The 16,920-nt window shown below is 64.3% G+C and carries 17 protein-coding genes; 4 read left to right on the top strand and 13 right to left on the bottom strand.

Going from position 1 to position 16,920, the window contains the following annotated elements; genetic code table 11:
* Window positions 1-112: 112 nt before the first annotated feature.
* The 13 genes from recO to rpoE all read right to left on the bottom strand — a co-directional run bounded on the left by recO (window position 113) and on the right by rpoE (window position 10,185).
* Entirely contained in the window at window positions 113-841 is a 729-nt protein-coding gene (recO, locus tag NH8B_RS07695; RefSeq protein WP_014086770.1) for a DNA repair protein RecO, read from the bottom strand.
* Entirely contained in the window at window positions 822-1,172 is a 351-nt protein-coding gene (locus NH8B_RS07690) for an antibiotic biosynthesis monooxygenase family protein (RefSeq protein WP_014086769.1), read from the bottom strand. Before NH8B_RS07690 ends, recO begins: the two co-directional genes overlap by 20 nt.
* 2 nt (window positions 1,173-1,174) lie before the next feature.
* Window positions 1,175-2,065, bottom strand: coding sequence for a GTPase Era (gene era, locus NH8B_RS07685; RefSeq protein WP_008953852.1), 891 nt, complete (start codon window positions 2,063-2,065; stop codon window positions 1,175-1,177).
* Window positions 2,062-2,778, bottom strand: a complete 717-nt coding sequence (gene rnc / locus NH8B_RS07680; RefSeq protein WP_014086768.1) for a ribonuclease III — start codon at window positions 2,776-2,778, stop codon at window positions 2,062-2,064. Before rnc ends, era begins: the two co-directional genes overlap by 4 nt.
* Complete coding sequence (locus NH8B_RS07675) at window positions 2,775-3,140, bottom strand: DUF4845 domain-containing protein (RefSeq protein ID WP_014086767.1); 366 nt, start codon at window positions 3,138-3,140, stop codon at window positions 2,775-2,777. Before NH8B_RS07675 ends, rnc begins: the two co-directional genes overlap by 4 nt.
* Before the next feature lie 33 nt (window positions 3,141-3,173).
* Window positions 3,174-4,148, bottom strand: a complete 975-nt coding sequence (lepB, locus tag NH8B_RS07670; RefSeq protein WP_014086766.1) for a signal peptidase I — start codon at window positions 4,146-4,148, stop codon at window positions 3,174-3,176.
* Complete coding sequence (gene lepA / locus NH8B_RS07665; protein WP_008953848.1) at window positions 4,149-5,942, bottom strand: translation elongation factor 4; 1,794 nt, start codon at window positions 5,940-5,942, stop codon at window positions 4,149-4,151.
* 63 nt (window positions 5,943-6,005) lie between these two features.
* Window positions 6,006-6,245 carry a glutaredoxin family protein gene (locus NH8B_RS07660; RefSeq protein WP_014086765.1) on the bottom strand — a complete coding sequence of 80 codons (240 nt, stop codon included), beginning with the start codon at window positions 6,243-6,245 and terminating at the stop codon, window positions 6,006-6,008.
* Window positions 6,242-7,663 (bottom strand): DegQ family serine endoprotease, encoded by a 1,422-nt coding sequence (locus NH8B_RS07655; protein ID WP_014086764.1) that lies wholly within the window; start codon window positions 7,661-7,663, stop codon window positions 6,242-6,244. Before NH8B_RS07655 ends, NH8B_RS07660 begins: the two co-directional genes overlap by 4 nt.
* Entirely contained in the window at window positions 7,645-8,112 is a 468-nt protein-coding gene (locus NH8B_RS07650) for a SoxR reducing system RseC family protein (protein ID WP_014086763.1), read from the bottom strand. Before NH8B_RS07650 ends, NH8B_RS07655 begins: the two co-directional genes overlap by 19 nt.
* An 8-nt stretch (window positions 8,113-8,120) precedes the next feature.
* Window positions 8,121-9,080 (bottom strand): MucB/RseB C-terminal domain-containing protein, encoded by a 960-nt coding sequence (locus NH8B_RS07645; RefSeq protein ID WP_014086762.1) that lies wholly within the window; start codon window positions 9,078-9,080, stop codon window positions 8,121-8,123.
* Window positions 9,080-9,583, bottom strand: a complete 504-nt coding sequence (locus NH8B_RS07640; RefSeq protein WP_014086761.1) for a sigma-E factor negative regulatory protein — start codon at window positions 9,581-9,583, stop codon at window positions 9,080-9,082. The genes NH8B_RS07645 and NH8B_RS07640 overlap by 1 nt, the downstream gene beginning before the upstream one ends.
* A gap of 2 nt (window positions 9,584-9,585) precedes the next feature.
* The gene (gene rpoE / locus NH8B_RS07635; protein WP_008953842.1) at window positions 9,586-10,185 is read right to left on the bottom strand and encodes an RNA polymerase sigma factor RpoE; all 600 of its coding nucleotides are present in this window, start codon (window positions 10,183-10,185) and stop codon (window positions 9,586-9,588) included.
* Between the two features lie 369 nt (window positions 10,186-10,554).
* Between rpoE and prpB the strand changes: the two genes are divergently transcribed.
* From prpB to prpF, 4 genes are all read left to right on the top strand, one after another.
* On the top strand, window positions 10,555-11,430 hold the full coding sequence (gene prpB, locus NH8B_RS07630) for a methylisocitrate lyase (RefSeq protein ID WP_014086760.1): 876 nt from the start codon (window positions 10,555-10,557) through the stop codon (window positions 11,428-11,430).
* Window positions 11,431-11,517: 87 nt separating this feature from the next.
* Window positions 11,518-12,666 carry a bifunctional 2-methylcitrate synthase/citrate synthase gene (gene prpC, locus NH8B_RS07625; RefSeq protein WP_014086759.1) on the top strand — a complete coding sequence of 383 codons (1,149 nt, stop codon included), beginning with the start codon at window positions 11,518-11,520 and terminating at the stop codon, window positions 12,664-12,666.
* Window positions 12,667-12,864: 198 nt separating this feature from the next.
* Entirely contained in the window at window positions 12,865-15,477 is a 2,613-nt protein-coding gene (gene acnD, locus NH8B_RS07620; protein WP_014086758.1) for a Fe/S-dependent 2-methylisocitrate dehydratase AcnD, read from the top strand.
* A gap of 84 nt (window positions 15,478-15,561) precedes the next feature.
* Window positions 15,562-16,749 carry a 2-methylaconitate cis-trans isomerase PrpF gene (prpF, locus tag NH8B_RS07615; protein WP_014086757.1) on the top strand — a complete coding sequence of 396 codons (1,188 nt, stop codon included), beginning with the start codon at window positions 15,562-15,564 and terminating at the stop codon, window positions 16,747-16,749.
* Window positions 16,750-16,920: the final 171 nt, after the last annotated feature.

Below are 16,920 nucleotides of genomic sequence, written 5' to 3'. Positions count from 1 at the left end.
CCCAGCACTCGACTGGCCTGCGGAAAGCCGCTCGCAACCGCTTGCCGAGAGCCTGCGCCCTCTGCCGCCCCACTCGCGGGTCCTCGCGTTCTCGTTTCCAATACCGTTGAAATCAGTCGCCGAGGGCACTGATTGATTGCAGCAGCTCGCGGGTCGCCAATGACTGCGCCCCCAGAAGCTGCCCCAGAAAAAGTCTCATCAGACGGCGCGCCTCGCGCCGCGTGGCGAGCTCGGAAAAATCGCCGCCAGCCATCGCCAGCAGAATCCGGCCCTCGATCACCTGCTGCTGCGCCGGCACCGGCTCGCCCTGCCAACGCTGTAGCGCCTGCTCGGGCCCGCACAGGTAGGGCACGTCGGGCTCCACTTCGCGCCCGTTGTCGTCGACATCGAAGGCGGGCGCGTAGCCCAGCGTGCGCACCAGGCCCAGCTCAAAGCGCCGCAACACCGACGACAGCAAGCCGCCCGACGCCAGCCCACGCACCGCCTCGGCGTAGACGCCGAAGGTTTCCGGGTGCGGGTCGTCGCGCGCCGTCAGCTTGATCAACAATTCATTGAGATAAAACCCGCACACCAGCGGCAAGCCCGACAGTTGCGGCACGCCGCCCTGCCAATCGGCGGAGTGCAAAGTGCGCACTTCGTTCTTGCCAAACCAGGCCAGGAGCAGCGGCTGGAACGGCAACAGCACGCCCCGCAGGTCGGACCGGGGCCGGCGCGCGCCACGCGCCACCAGCGCGATGCGTCCGTGCTCGCGCGTCAGCACGTCGAGCAGCAGGCTGGTTTCCCGGTACGGCTGGGCATGCAGCACGTAGGCCGGCTGGCGGTCAACCCGGTCCTGGCTCATGCGACGTCGGGTTAGTGAAATCGTGCGCCCGCTCGACACGGGCCACCTTCAGCGAAAAGGCCTGATACCACACCTCACGCCCAAGGCGCTGCGCCACCATGTGTTCCGCATGATGACGCCAGGCGGCAATCGCCTCCACGCTATCCCAATAAGACACGGTAATGCCGAAACCGTTTTCGTCCCGCGCGCTTTCCATGCCGAGAAAGCCGGGCTGCACCCGGGCCAGCCGCAACATGCGCTCGGCCATCTCGGCGTAGCCCTGCTCGGCCTCGCTACGCTGCGAGGAAAAGATCACGGTCCAATACGGCGGGAGCGGCAGAGAATCCGGCATGATCAGTGAAGACCGAATTCCTTGAGGAAGCGCACGTCGTCGGCCCAACCGCTCTTGACCTTGACCCACACCTCCAGGTAGACCTTGCCGTCGAACAGCTTTTCCATGTCGAGGCGGGCTTCGGTCGAAATCTTCTTCAGCTTTTCACCGCCCTTGCCGATCAGAATGCCTTTCTGGCCTTCCTTGTCGACCAGCACGGCGATGTGGATGCGGCGCAAGGCGCCGTCGAGTTCGAATTGCTCGACTTCCACGTTCATCGAATATGGCAGTTCTTCGCCCAGGTAGCGGAACAGCTTCTCGCGCACGATCTCGGCGGCGAGGAAGCGTTCGCTCTTGTCGGTGACCATGTCCTCGGGGTAGAGCGGCATCGATTCCGGCAGGCGCGGGCGCACCTTGTCGAGCAGTTCGGCCAGGCGCTGACCATGTTTGGCACTGACCACCTCGACGTCGGCGAAGGCAAAGTCGGCCTTCACCGTCTCGATGAATTCCATCAGCGCCTGTTTGTCCTTGGCCTTGTCGAGCTTGTTGATCACCAGCATCACCGGGGTGTGCTTGGGCAAGAGCGGCAACAGTTCCTTGTCGGCACCGGTCCAGCGCATGGCTTCGATCACGAACAGCACGCAGTCCACGTCCGACAGCGTTTCCTTCACGCTGCGGTTGAGCACCTCGTTGAGCGCGCCCTTGTGGAAGGTCTGGAAACCCGGGGTGTCGACGAAAACGAACTGGGCGGTGTCTTCGGTGTGGATGCCGTTGACGCGGTGGCGCGTGGTCTGCGCCTTCTTCGAGGTGATGCTGACCTTCTGGCCGATCAGGTGGTTCATCAACGTCGACTTGCCGACGTTGGGACGACCGACGATAGCGACGAAGCCGCAGTGGAATGGAGTGTCTGTCATGCGCGTTTCTTGCCCGAAGGCAGTTTCTGTTCAAGGTGTTCCAGCGCAGCTTCGGCCGATTGCTGTTCGGCGGCGCGGCGGCTGCCGCCTTCGCCGGTGACGATCACCGCCAGCTCGCCGAGGTCGCACTCCACCTTGAACCATTGTTCATGAGCCTCTCCACTCTGGGAGAGGATACGGTATTTCGGCAGCGCCAGCTTTCTGGCCTGCAAGGCTTCCTGCAGCCGGGTCTTGGCGTCCTTGGCGTGCTTGGTCGGATCGATCGCGGCCACCCGTTGCTCGTACAGGCGTCGCACCACGTTCTCGGCCGCGGCAAAGTCGCTGTCGAAGCTGACGGCGGCGAAGGTCGCTTCCAGGGCATCGGCCAGAATCGAGGGGCGGTTGAATCCGCCGCTCTTCAGTTCACCTTCGCCCAGGTACAGGTAATCGCCCAGGCCCAGCCCCAGAGCGATCTCGGCCAGCGAACTCTGGTTGACCAGGTTGGCACGCAGGCGCGACAGCTCGCCCTCGCTCAGGCGCGGGAAGCGGTCGAACAGCATGCGCGCCACGGTATAGTTGAGAATGCTGTCGCCGATGAATTCGAAACGCTCGTTATTGGGCGAGCCGAAACTGCGGTGCGTCAATGCCTGGCGCAGCAGTTCCGGCCGAGTGAAACGATAGCCCAACGCCGCCGACAGGCGGCCGAACTTTACTTCAGTCTGTGATACGGTCATTGGGAAGAATCGGTTTTGCCCGCTTCGGTTTCAAAGTCAAAAATCAGCCCGACATTGGCAAACAAGGGAACTTCGCGACGATAGGCGGCACGGACATGCACCACACCCGCGCCCGCAACCACCTCAAGATTCTGACCGCGGATCGAACTGATATCGGCCACATCGGCCTTGGTATTGAAGTCTTTGCGAATCTGGTACTCGCTGGCCGAGGTTTCACCTGCCACATCCCGCACTGCCTGCTTGACCGCAGAATATTCAGTGTAGACCGGGATCACCTTGAAACTGAGCAGGATGATGCCGCCGATGAACACCATCAGCAGCATGGTGGAAATGATTGTAAACCCGCGTTGAGTTCGCTGCATTGCTCCCCCTTGACTGTCCAAGTCGAAGTCCTGTCAACGAATGGTATGACCAATACGCGACAGGTCGTTGAAGTTCATCCATACCAGGAACGCCTTGCCCACCAGCAGCTTGTCGGCGACGAAACCCCAATAACGGCCATCCAGGCTGTTGTCGCGGTTGTCGCCCATCATGAAGTAGTGGCCTTCCGGCACGCGGCAGGCAAAGCCGTTGTCATCATAGACACAACGGTCGCGGAAGGGGAAGTCGCTCACCTGGCTCAGGCTCAGTGTCGGGGCCTCGGGAATATTCAACACCTGGAAGCGCTTGTTGCCCAGCGTTTCGTGGAACTGGTCGTTATGGATCATCGCCAGTCCCTGTTCCAGGTATTCGTAGGTGCCGTCCTTCTCGTCCGGAACCGGCTTGCCGTTCACCGTCAGGCGCTTGTTGCGGTATTCCACCGTGTCGCCCGGCAGACCGATCACGCGCTTGATGTAGTTGACGCTGGGCTGCGGCGGAAAGTTGAACACCACCACATCGCCACGCTCCACCTTGTTGACCGGGATCAGCACGTTGTTCAGCACCGGCATGCGGAGGCCGTAGGAGAATTTGTTGACCAGGATGAAGTCGCCGACCACCAAACCCGGCCGCATCGAGCTGGAGGGGATCTGGAACGGCTCGACCAGGAAGGAACGCAGCACGAACACCACGAAGATGACCGGGAAGAAGCCGCGCGCGTAGTCGACGAAATGCCCTACCTCGCGCCCTTCGGCCATTCTCTTCCTGGCCAGCAGCAGCTTGTCGAGCCCCCACACCACGCCGGTGATCAGCACGAACACCAGCATCACGGCGGTGAAGCTCATGGCGTTGGATAGAATGCCGAAGCCGCCGACCACCAGCGCCAGGTAGCCCCACTGGATCGGGGCCGGCCAGTCCTTGGCGGCCGCTTCTCGCCTGCCGCCGCTGAAGACGATCAGCATCAGGCCGATAGCGGCCACGACCACGAACACCCAGAACAGATTGGCCCCCACTTACTTGTCTCCCACTTGAAGAATGGCGAGGAAGGCTTCTTGCGGAATTTCCACGTTGCCCACCTGCTTCATGCGCTTCTTGCCGGCTTTTTGTTTTTCCAGCAGCTTTTTCTTACGGGTGATGTCACCGCCGTAGCACTTGGCCAGCACGTTCTTCCTGAGCGCCTTGATGGTCTCGCGCGCGATGATGTGACTGCCGATGGCGGCCTGCACGGCGATGTCGAACATCTGGCGCGGGATCAGTTCGCGCATCTTCGAGGCCAGTTCACGGCCGCGGTACTGGCTGGTGGCGCGGTGCACGATCAGCGATAGGGCATCGACCTTCTCGCTATTGACCAGGATGTCGAGCTTGACCAGGTCGGCCGCCTGGAATTCCTTGAATTCGTAGTCGAGCGAGGCGTAGCCGCGGCTGGTGGACTTGAGCTTGTCGAAGAAGTCCATCACCACTTCGTTCATCGGCAGCTCGTAGGTCAGCATCACCTGGCGGCCCATGTACTGCATATTGCGCTGCACACCGCGTTTCTGGTTGCACAGCGTCATCACCGCGCCGACGTAGTCCTGCGGCACGAGGATGGTCGACGTGATGATCGGCTCGCGGATTTCGTCGATCTTGGACAGGTCCGGCAGCTTGGAGGGGTTTTCCACCTCAATGACCGTGCCGTCCTTCATCAGCACCTCGTACACTACCGTTGGCGCGGTGGTGATGAGGTCCATGTCGAACTCGCGCTCGAGACGTTCCTGCACGATTTCCAGGTGCAGCAGGCCGAGGAAGCCGCAGCGGAAGCCGAAGCCCAGCGCCTGCGACACTTCTGGCTCGAACTTGAGCGAGGCGTCGTTGAGCTGCAGCTTTTCCAGGGCGTCGCGCAGTGAGTCGTAGTCGTGCGATTCCACCGGGTAGAGGCCGGCGAACACCTGCGACTGGACTTCCTTGAAGCCGGGCAGCGCCTCGCTGGCCGGGTTGTTGACCAGCGTGATGGTGTCGCCGACCTTGGCCGATTTCAGTTCCTTGATGCCGGCAATAACGAAGCCCACTTCGCCGGCACTGAGGCTGGGACGCTGCACCGACTTGGGCGTGAACACCCCGACCTGCTCGCACAGATGCTCGGCGCCGGTCGCCATGAACTTGATCTTGTCCTTGGGCTTGAGCGAACCGTCGATCACCCGCACCAGCATTACCACGCCGACGTAGTTGTCGAACCAGGAGTCGATGATCAGCGCCTTGAGCGGGCCATCCGGATTGCCTTCCGGCGGCGGAATCTTGCTGATCACCGTTTCCAGGATGTCTTCGATGCCAATGCCGGACTTGGCTGAGGCACGCACCGCATCAATGGCCTCGATGCCGATGATGTCTTCGATCTCCTGACTCACGCGCTCGGGTTCGGCGGCCGGCAGGTCGATCTTGTTGAGCACCGGCACCACTTCCACCCCCAGTTCGATAGCGGTGTAGCAGTTGGCCACGGTCTGCGCCTCGACGCCCTGCGAGGCATCGACCACCAGCAGCGCGCCCTCGCAGGCGGACAGCGAGCGGCTGACTTCGTAGCTGAAGTCGACGTGTCCCGGGGTGTCGATCAGGTTCAGGTTGTAGACCTGGCCGTCGCGCGCCTTGTACTGCAGTGCCGCGGTCTGCGCCTTGATGGTGATGCCGCGCTCTTTCTCGATATCCATCGAGTCGAGTACCTGTGCGCTCATTTCACGCATTTCCAGGCCGCCGCAGAACTGGATAAAACGGTCGGCCAGGGTCGATTTGCCGTGGTCGATATGGGCAATGATCGAGAAATTTCGAATATGTTTCATCGGTATCCAGCAAAAATTAAGGGCACGCTGGCGTGCCCTTGACAACTCACACTGGCGCGGATTTTAGCCGATTTCGCCAAGATGTGCAGCCAGCTGCTGAGTATCCAGATGGTAATGGCAGATTTCGTGCTCGCCATCCATCAATACCGGCACCAGTTCGTTGAAGCGCTCCTCCAGCACCGGGTCGGCATCGACGTCGATCACGTCGAGCGCGAAGCCGTGCTTTTGCTGCCACGGCTGGAGTTCAGCCAGCATCTGGTGACAAAGACTGCAATACTCGCGGAAGTACAGCGTCAGCCTCATTTCCCCTCCTCCACGGTCAACGGCACGAACAGCGTCACGCCGCGGCGCAGCACCTGCAGGGCGACCGTGCCGCCCTTGCGCGCGGCGTTGAGCGCTTCGCGCAGCTGGCGAGGATTCTTCAGCGGCTCGCTGCCGACGCCGACGATGACGTCGCCCGCCGCCATGCCGACGCGCTCGGCCGGGCCGGACACCTTGCGCACCAGGAGACCGTAGTCGATGCCGAGACGCTTGAGTTGCACCGGCGTCAGCTCAACCAGGGACAAGCCGATCGCAGACAGGTTTTCCCCCTGCGGTTCGGCCGGTTTCTGCGGCTGGCGGAATTCGCGTTCGGCAATGCTGGGGGCCTCGTCCTTGAGTTCGGCCAGCACCACGGTGACGACCCGGCGCGTCCGGTTACGCCAGACTTCCACCGCCACCGGCTTACCCGGGCGCATGGCACCGATCAGGCGCGGCATGTCAGCCGACGACTCGACGGGCTGGCCGTCGATCTTGAGCACGATATCGCCGGCCCGCAGACCCGCCTTGTCGGCCGGCCCGTCCTTTTCCACCGAGTTGATCAGGGCGCCATTGGCGCTGGCAAGCCCGAACGATGCGGCCAGCTCCGGACTCAACTCCTGAATGGCGACGCCGATACGGCCGCGGCTGACCTTGCCTTCCGACTTGAGCTGGTCGGCCACCTTGACCGCCACGTCGATCGGGATGGCGAAGGAGATGCCCATGAAGCCGCCGGAGCGGCTGTAGATCTGCGAGTTGATACCGACCACCTCGCCCTTCAGATTGAACAGCGGACCGCCGGAGTTGCCGGGGTTGACCGCGGCGTCGGTCTGGATGAACGGTACGTAGTTCTCGTCCGGCAGGCTGCGCCCCTTGGCGGAGACGATGCCCGAGGTGACCGAGTTTTCGAAGCCGAACGGCGAGCCGATCGCCAGCACCCATTCCCCGACCTTGAGGTTGGCCGAAGAACCGATATGCGCCACCGGCAGGTGGCTGGCATTGATCTTCAGCAGCGCGACGTCGGTGCGCGCATCGGAACCGACCAGTCGCGCCTTGAAGGTGCGCTTGTCACCGAGCGTGACGGTGATTTCGTCGGCCCGCGCCACCACGTGCGAGTTGGTCATGACATAACCGTCTGCCGACACGATGAACCCCGAGCCCAGCGAGCGCTCCTTGCGCTCCTGCTGCTGCGGCGGGGCGAAGCGCCGGAAGAACTCGAAGAACGGATCGCCATTGAATTCCTCGGGCACGGCGTTGATGGTCTCGCGCACCGTCTGCGTGGTGCTGATGTTGACCACGGCCTTGCCTTCCTGCTCGACGATCTGGGTAAAGTCGGGCAGCACGCGCGCCTCGGCGGCGTACACCGGACCCGACACCACAACAGCTGCCAGCATGGCAGAGGCAATCAGTTTTTGGACCGACATGGTTTCTCCAGCATCAAGGGTTCTGAGGGATAGATGGCCGTGATGGTCGGCTGCAGCAGGGGCGAACGCCGGCGACGCCGGAGTTCGCGCCGCACCGCGTACAGGCCGATGACGAACAGCGCCGCGCCGGCCAACAGCGACACCTGCTCGCTCGCGCCGCCACCGAACGAGAGCCCGACGCCCAGTCCCGCCGGCGGCACAAGATACACGAGGAAAGCCGCCATGGACACGCGCTGTCGCGGCACCGACACCAGCACCCAGTCGCCGGCCTCGGCGCCCAACGGATTGTGGACGCGCACGCGGCGGTCGGTCGACCCGATGATGCGGGAAAGTGACAGGGCGCGGCAGCCGGCGACCGGATCGCAGCGGCGGCACGAGGAATGGGGACGGGGCTCCACCAAGGCAAATGCCTGCTCGGTGGCGAGCACCCTGGCCTGCGTTTCTACCATCGTTTTTGTTATTTCTGTACGACTCGAATCGATTTGAGCAAGGACATCATGCTGGCTTCCGGCAGATCGCCCACCAGCGTGAGCTGCATGCCGCCCTGGCTGCCGGAGGCCATGGCCACGGCACCGTACAGCGTACTCACGCGTTCGGCACGCGGCTCAGCCGCAGCCGGCTCGATGAAGAGCGACAGCATGACCAAACCATCGGTATACACCAGGTGCCGCACCGCGTGTTCGGCCTGCCCCGGCAGGCTGCGCTGCAGGGCACGGATCAGGCGGAAACCGCTGGGCAAGCCGCTGACTTCCACGCCTTGCATTCCGGCACCGCTCGGCGGCACCGAGGTGCTGGCGTTGCGGATGGGGAGGCTGAGCGGGTAATGCGGCTTGAACTGGTTGCGATCCTTCGGCGCCGCCAGGTCGAGCTCGGTGAACATGTACTGCTCGACCGGCTCCTGCGCCGGCGTCAGCGTCATGATCTTGAGCGGCAGCAGGCTGGCACGATCGAGGCACAGGCGCAGGCCGTAGCGCGCCCGGTCCTTGGCCTTGAGTTCGAGCCAGTCGCATTCGCGCTGGGCGACACGATCGCCGGCGAGGCGCTTGAGCGTGTAGGACTCGGCGACGCCGGCCATATCGTCCGGCAGCAAGGCCGGGAACAGCCGCATGGCACTGACCTTGGCGGCCATCAGCGCCTTCTTGTCCGGCCCGTAACCGGTGAGTTCGCTGCCGTTGCGGAGGATCTCGCGTGGCGTGCCGTCCAGCGACTGGCGCAGTTCGATCACGCCCTCCGTTCCCGCACCCCGCACGATGTGGAACGTTTCCACCACGCCGCTCATCTGGTGCAGATAGGTTCCGGTCAGGACCTGGTTGCGGCTGGCCTGGACGGATTTCTTGAGGGTCTGCCAGTCATCGGCGGCATGCGCCAATGCCGGCAGAGCAATACACACAATGGCAGTCAGGTGCTTCAGCCGCATCAATGGCGAACTCCGTTGCCCAGCGAGACTTTCACCACATCAGGGTCGGAAGCCATTTCCTGATGCGCCAGCAGATAAGGGTCGGCGCCGTTGTCGCGCGCCATGGGGCCGTTGGCCGGCTCGACCTGCTGAGCCACCTGCACCGGCACCCCCTTCTCCGCGACCATGGCGGCGCCCTGGCCGTTGACCGCCAGCTGCTGCCACGCCACCACGGCGGCAAAGCTCATGCTCGCGGCCAGCGCCACCGCGCCGACCGTGCGCACGCTACCCTGTCGTAACCAGCGCCGCGGCGCCAGCACGGTCGGCTCCTCGGCCAGGCGTGCCGCGACGCTATGGCGCACGTTGATGCTGTTCAGGCCGGAGGCGCGCATGGCATCACCGATCAGGTGATACTCATCCCATGCTTCCTTCAACGACTCGTCGGTACTGGCGGCACTGATCAGCTTGGAGGCCTCTGGTCCGTCGAGTTCGTTATCCACCAGTGCGGATAATGATTCTTTCATGCTTACCACCTTTTATTCTTGGCCGTGTCGAGCAGCGGCCTAAGCTCGGTTGCGATTGCTTCGCGCGCCCGGAAGATGCGCGAACGAACCGTACCGATGGGACAATTCATCACCTTGGCGATTTCGTCGTAGGACAGACCATCCATTTCCCGCAGCGAAATCGCCGTCCTCAGTTCCTCAGGCAATGCCTCTACCGCTGCATTCACCGTGTTCAGGATTTCCTTGTTCATCAACTCCGATTCGGGGGTGTTGAAGTCGGGGAGTTGCGACGCCATGTCGAAACTTTCACCGTCTTCATCCTCCACTTCGCTGTTGATAACCGGGCGTCGCCCGCTGGCACTCAGGAAATTCTTGGCGGTGTTGATGCCGATCCGGTATAGCCAGGTATAGAACGCACTCTCGCCGCGAAACGACGGCAAGGCGCGGTATGCCTTGACGAAGGCCTCCTGTGTCACGTCTTCGATGTCTGCGCTGTCGCGTAAAAACCGCGACAACAGCCGAGCTAAACGGCGCTGATACTTGCTGACAAGTAGATCGAACGCTCTTTTTTCACCTCGCTGTGCACGCTCCACCAACTGTTGATCGATTTCACGATCACTCATGTCGTTGTAATGCTCCCTGAATTGCCCACCGGTTTATTTGGTGTATTTCACATGGCGGACACGGTCTAGACCAGAGGGTGGGTGATGAGTTCCCACTGGTGGTGCTGAGCGAAACATAGCAGAGATGCCTCCAAACGAAAACGGCGGAAAGCCCCGGCTCGAGGCGTTGCCCCCGCCGCGCCGGCGAGGGCAATGCCGCGTCAGCGGGGGAGAACGCGGCGGCGCGTCGTTTTGTCCGGCACCCGCCCGCGTCACCGTCTACCCTCTGTTTAAGGGATTTGCCATTGTGTGCTCGGCGCCCTTTACACACCAACCAAGCACTTGCTAGAATTCAGCCATCACCCCATGACGACGCAAGGAGAACGCGCGATGCACACCCCGGGAAACCGTTTCAGACAGGCCGTGGAGCAGGAAAAACCGTTGCAGGTGATGGGGGCCGTCAATGCCTACGCCGCCCGCCTGGCCGAGCACGCCGGCTTCAAGGCGCTGTACCTGTCCGGCGGCGGCGTGGCGGCCTGCTCGTGCGGCATTCCTGATCTTGGCATCACCACGCTGGAAGACGTGCTGATCGACGTACGTCGCATCACCGAGGCCACCGAGCTGCCGCTGCTGGTGGATATCGACACTGGCTGGGGCGGCGCGTTCAACATCGCCCGCGCCATCCGCAGCCTGGAAAAGGCCGGCGCCGCCGCGGTACACATCGAAGACCAGGTCCAGCAAAAGCGCTGCGGCCATCGCCCGAACAAGGCGATCGTGTCCAAGGACGAGATGGTCGACCGCATCAAGGCGGCCGTGGATGCGCGGCGTGACGACAGCTTCGTGATCATGGCCCGCACCGATGCGCTGGCCGTGGAAGGCCTGGACGCCGCGATCGAGCGCGCCGTGGCCTGCGTCGAGGCCGGCGCCGACATGATCTTCCCCGAGGCGATAACCGATCTGGCGATGTACAAGCGCTTTGCCGAGGCGGTAAAGGTGCCGGTGCTGGCCAACATCACCGAGTTCGGTTCCACCCCGCTCTACACCACGCAGGAACTCGGCGCCAACGGCGTGAGCCTGGTGCTCTACCCGCTCTCGGCGTTCCGCGCCATGAGCAAGGCGGCGCTGGAGGTGTACAGCGCGATCCGCCAGGACGGCACGCAGAAAAACGTGATCGACAAGATGCAGACGCGCATGGAGCTCTATGACCATCTGGGCTACCACGCTTACGAGCAGAAGCTGGACGCGCTGTTCAGCCAGGAAAAGTAAACCACAGACCACATCAGGTTGGCCGAAGACGCCCGACAACAAGCCGCAGGCCGCCCCGTATTGCCGTTACATTTAGAGGAGAAGGAAATGAGTGAAGTCGTTCTTACCGCCAAGCCGAAGAAATCGGTCGCCCTCTCCGGCGTGGCCGCCGGCAACACCGCCCTGTGCACCGTTGGCCGCAGCGGCAACGACCTGCACTACCGCGGCTACGACATCCTGGACCTGGCCGCCCACTGTGAATTCGAAGAAGTCGCCTACCTGCTGGTGCACGGCAAGCTGCCGAACCAGGCCGAGCTCACCGGCTACAAGAAGAAGCTGAAGAGCCTGCGCGGCCTGCCGGCCTCGGTAAAGGCCGCGCTGGAAGCGCTGCCGGCCGCCGCCCACCCGATGGACGTGATGCGCAGCGGCGTCTCCGCGCTGGGTTGCACCCTGCCGGAAAAAGACGATCACAACATGGCCGGCGCGCGCGACATCGCCGACCGCCTGATGGCCAGCCTGGGTTCGATGCTGCTCTACTGGTACCACTTCAGCCATAACGGCAAGCGCATCGAGGTGGAAACCGACGACGACTCCATCGGCGGCCACTTCCTGCACCTGCTGCACGGCCAGAAGCCGTCCGAGCAGTGGGTACGCGCCATGCATACCTCGCTCAACCTGTACGCCGAGCATGAGTTCAACGCCTCCACCTTCACCGCCCGCGTCATCGCCGGCACCGGTTCCGACATGTACAGCGCCATCACCGGCGCCATCGGCGCGCTGCGCGGCCCGAAACACGGCGGCGCCAACGAAGTGGCGTTCGAAGTGCAGAAGCGCTACGAGAACCCGGACGAGGCCGAGATCGACATCAAGGCACGCGTCGAGCGCAAGGAAGTGGTGATCGGCTTCGGCCATCCCGTGTACACCATCAGCGACCCGCGCAACAAGGTGATCAAGGAAGTGGCACGCGAGCTGTCCGTCGCCGCCGGCGACACCAAGATGTTCGACATCGCCGAGCGCTTGGAATCAGTAATGTGGGATATCAAGAAGATGTTCCCCAACCTCGATTGGTTCTCCGCCGTGAGCTACCACATGATGGGCGTGCCGACCGCGATGTTCACCCCGCTGTTCGTGATCGCCCGCACCAGCGGCTGGAGCGCGCACGTGATCGAACAGCGCATCGACGGCAAGATCATCCGTCCTTCGGCCAACTACGTCGGCCCGGAAGATCAGTCTTTCGTGCCGCTGGCTCAGCGCTGACACACCCCGCCTGCCGGGCGCGCCGCGGCCCGCCCGGCGCCGGCATCCTCGCGGCCCCCTCTAGGCGGGCGAGGATACCGGGAGCGGATGGCCGCCACCTGCCGGCGCGACTGCGCCGGCGGGCTGGCTGAAACACGGACGGAGGCGGCCGGCGAGCCGCCCCGCTGACACAGAACATCACCCTCGGGCCTCGACACCATGAATACCGCATACCGCAAACATCTGCCCGGCACGGCCCTGGATTACTTCGACACGCGCGCCGCGGTCGACGCCATCCAGCCCGGCGCCTACGACACGCTGCCGTATACCTCGCGCGTACTGGCCGAACAGCTGGTGCGCCGCTGCGACCCGGCGCTGCTGACCAACGCGCTCAAGCAGCTGATCGAACGCCGCCGCGACCTGGATTTCCCCTGGTACCCGGCGCGCGTGGTGTGCCACGACATCCTGGGCCAGACCGCGCTGGTCGACCTGGCCGGCCTGCGCGACGCCATCGCCGAAAAAGGCGGCGACCCGGCCAAGGTGAACCCGGAGGTTCCCACCCAGCTCATCGTGGATCACTCGCTGGCAGTGGAATGCGGCGGCTACGACCCGGAGGCGTTCGAGAAAAACCGTGCCATCGAAGACCGCCGCAACGAGGACCGCTTCCACTTCATCGACTGGACGCGCACCGCGTTCAAGAACGTGGACGTGATCCCGGCGGGCAACGGCATCATGCACCAGATCAACCTGGAAAAAATGTCGCCGGTGATCCAGGCACGCGACGGCGTGGCCTTCCCCGACACCTGCGTCGGCACCGACAGCCATACCCCGCACGTGGACGCACTGGGCGTTATCGCCATCGGCGTGGGCGGGCTGGAAGCGGAAACCGTGATGCTGGGCCGCGCCTCGATGATGCGCCTGCCGGACATCGTCGGGGTGAAACTCACCGGCCAGCGCCAGCCCGGCATCACCGCCACCGACATCGTGCTGGCGCTCACCGAGTTCCTGCGCAAGGAGCGCGTGGTCGGCGCCTGGGTGGAGTTCTTCGGCGAAGGCGCAGCCAAGCTGAGCATCGGCGACCGCGCCACCATCTCCAATATGTGCCCGGAATACGGCGCCACCGCCGCGATGTTCTACATCGACGACCAGACCATCGATTACCTGAAGCTCACCGGCCGCGAACCGGAGCAGGTGGCGCTGGTGGAAAACTACGCCAAGCTCACCGGCCTGTGGGGCGACAGCCTGGCCCGCGCCGAGTACGAGCGCGTGCTGGAGTTCGATCTCTCCAGCGTGGTGCGCAACATGGCCGGCCCATCCAACCCGCACAAGCGCCTGCCGACCTCGGCTCTGCACGAACGCGGCATCGCCGACGAGGCCAAGCTGCAGGCAGCTCGCGCCGAGGAAGCCCAGGGCCTGCTGCCGGATGGCGCGGTGATCATCGCCGCCATCACCAGCTGCACCAACACCTCCAACCCGCGCAACGTGGTGGCGGCCGCGCTGCTGGCGAAAAAGGCCAATGCCCTGGGCCTGGTGCGCAAGCCGTGGGTGAAGACCTCGTTCGCGCCCGGCTCCAAGGTGGCCAAGCTGTATCTGGAAGAGGCCGGCCTGCTGCCGGAGCTGGAAAAGCTGGGCTTCGGCATTGTGGCCTACGCCTGCACCACCTGTAACGGCATGTCTGGCGCGCTGGACCCGAAGATCCAACAGGAAATCATCGAGCGCGACCTGTACGCCACCGCCGTGCTGTCCGGCAACCGCAACTTCGACGGCCGCATCCACCCCTACGCCAAGCAGGCCTTCCTCGCCTCCCCGCCGCTGGTGGTGGCCTACGCCATCGCCGGTACCGTGCGCTTCGACATCGAACAGGACGCGCTGGGCTACGACAAGGACGGCCAGGCCATCACGCTGAAAGACCTGTGGCCGAGCGACGAGGAAATCGACGCCATCGTGGCGCGCTGCGTGAAGCCGGAACAGTTCAAGCAGATCTACATCCCGATGTTCGACCTGGGCACCGTGGAAGAAGCCAAGAGCCCGCTCTACGACTGGCGCCCGCAGTCGACCTACATCCGCCGCCCGCCATACTGGGAAGGCGCGCTGGCCGGCGCGCGCACGCTCAAGGGCATGCGCCCGCTGGCGGTGCTGCCGGACAACATCACCACCGACCACCTGTCGCCGTCCAACGCCATCCTGGCCAATAGCGCCGCCGGCGAATACCTGGCGAAAATGGGCCTGCCGGAAGAGGACTTCAACTCCTACGCCACCCATCGCGGCGACCACCTCACCGCGCAGCGCGCCACCTTCGCCAACCCGCAGCTGGTGAACGAGATGGCGGTGGTGGACGGCGAGGTGAAGAAGGGCTCGCTGGCGCGCGTCGAGCCGGAGGGCAAGGTGATGCGCATGTGGGAAGCCATCGAAACCTACATGGAGCGCAAGCAGCCCCTGATCATCATCGCCGGCGCCGACTACGGTCAGGGCTCCTCGCGCGACTGGGCCGCCAAGGGCGTGCGTCTGGCCGGGGTGGAAGCCATCGCGGCCGAGGGCTTCGAGCGCATCCACCGCACCAACCTGATCGGCATGGGCGTGCTGCCGCTGGAGTTCAAGCCGGGCGTGAACCGCAAGACCCTGGGCATCGACGGCACCGAGACCTTCGACGTGATCGGCGAGCGCAAACCGCGCGCCGACCTCACGCTGGTGATCCAGCGCCGGAACGGCGAACGCGTCGAGGTGCCCGTCACCTGCCGCCTCGATACCGCGGAAGAAGTGTCGATCTACGAGGCCGGCGGCGTGCTGCAGCGCTTCGCGCAGGACTTCCTCGAAGCCTCGACCGCCGCGTAAGCATCAGCAGACGGCCAACGTTGCCCCGGCAAGGCGGCAACGTTGGCCGAACCGCCACCCCGGTTTCATCAGGACAATCAGCTCATGGCTCACCAACCCCAGATCAAGATTCCCGCCACCTACATCCGCGGCGGCACCAGCAAGGGCGTGTTCTTCCGCCTGCAGGACCTGCCGCAGCGCTGCCAGGTGCCGGGCGCCGCGCGCGACAAGCTGTTCATGCGCGTGATCGGCAGCCCCGACCCCTACTCCGCCCACATCGACGGCATGGGCGGCGCCACCTCCAGCACCAGCAAGTGCGTGATCCTGTCCAAGAGCACGCAGCCCGACCACGACGTCGACTACCTCTACGGCCAGGTCGCCATCGACAAGGCGTTCGTCGACTGGAGCGGCAACTGCGGCAACCTCTCCACCGCCGCCGGCGCCTTCGCCCTGCACGCCGGCCTGGTCGACCCGGCGCGCATTCCGGACAACGGCGTGTGCGTGGTGCGCATCTGGCAGGCCAACATCCAGAAAACCATCATCGCCCACGTCCCGGTGACCAACGGCCAGGTGCAGGAGACCGGCGATTTCGAACTGGACGGCGTGACCTTCCCGGCCGCCGAGATCGTGCTGGAATTCCTCGACCCGTCCGACGACGGTGACGAGGGCGGCAGCATGTTCCCCACCGGCAATCTGGTGGACGATCTGGACGTGCCCGGTGTCGGCACCTTCAAGGCCACCATGATTGCAGCCGGCATCCCCACCGTGTTCGTCAACGCCGCCGACATCGGCTACACCGGCACTGAGCTGCGCGAAGCCATCAACAGCGACCCGGCGGCGCTGGCCCGCTTCGAAGCCATCCGTGTCGCCGGCGCGCTGCGCATGGGCCTGATCAAGACCCCGGAAGAAGCCGCCACGCGCCAGCACACCCCGAAGATCGCCTTCGTGGCGCCGCCCCAGGACTACACCGCCTCCAGCGGCAAGCAGATCAAGGCCGGCGACGTCGACCTCCTGGTGCGCGCGCTGTCCATGGGCAAGCTGCACCACGCCATGATGGGCACCGCCGCGGTCGCCATCGGCACCGCCGCCGCCATCCCCGGCACCCTGGTCAACCTGGCGGCCGGCGGCGGCGAACGCCAGGCGGTGCGCTTCGGCCACCCCTCGGGCACGCTGCGCGTGGGCGCCGAGGCACGCCACATCGATGGCCAGTGGACCGTGACCAAGGCCATCATGAGCCGCAGCGCGCGCGTACTGATGGAAGGCTGGGTGCGCGTACCGGGTGACGCGTTCTGAGCGCGAGCTAAACTGCAGTACAGCGACGGCCGGTTGATCCGGCTTCGGCCAACCCGGCCGGGGCGGATGAGCGGGCCGGCTTTCCATGCGGCGGCAACAACCCAGCTTGTGCCCGCTCGCCCTCCCCGAGCGTACGAAGCGGCGGTTCGACGGTGCCCGCACCAGGAGGAA

Origin of the sequence: Pseudogulbenkiania sp. NH8B, assembly GCF_000283535.1 — a bacterium.
Classification (GTDB): domain Bacteria; phylum Pseudomonadota; class Gammaproteobacteria; order Burkholderiales; family Chromobacteriaceae; genus Pseudogulbenkiania; species Pseudogulbenkiania ferrooxidans.
The sequence above is the reverse complement of the archived record's forward strand: the minus strand, read 5'-3'. Positions and strand labels throughout refer to the sequence as shown.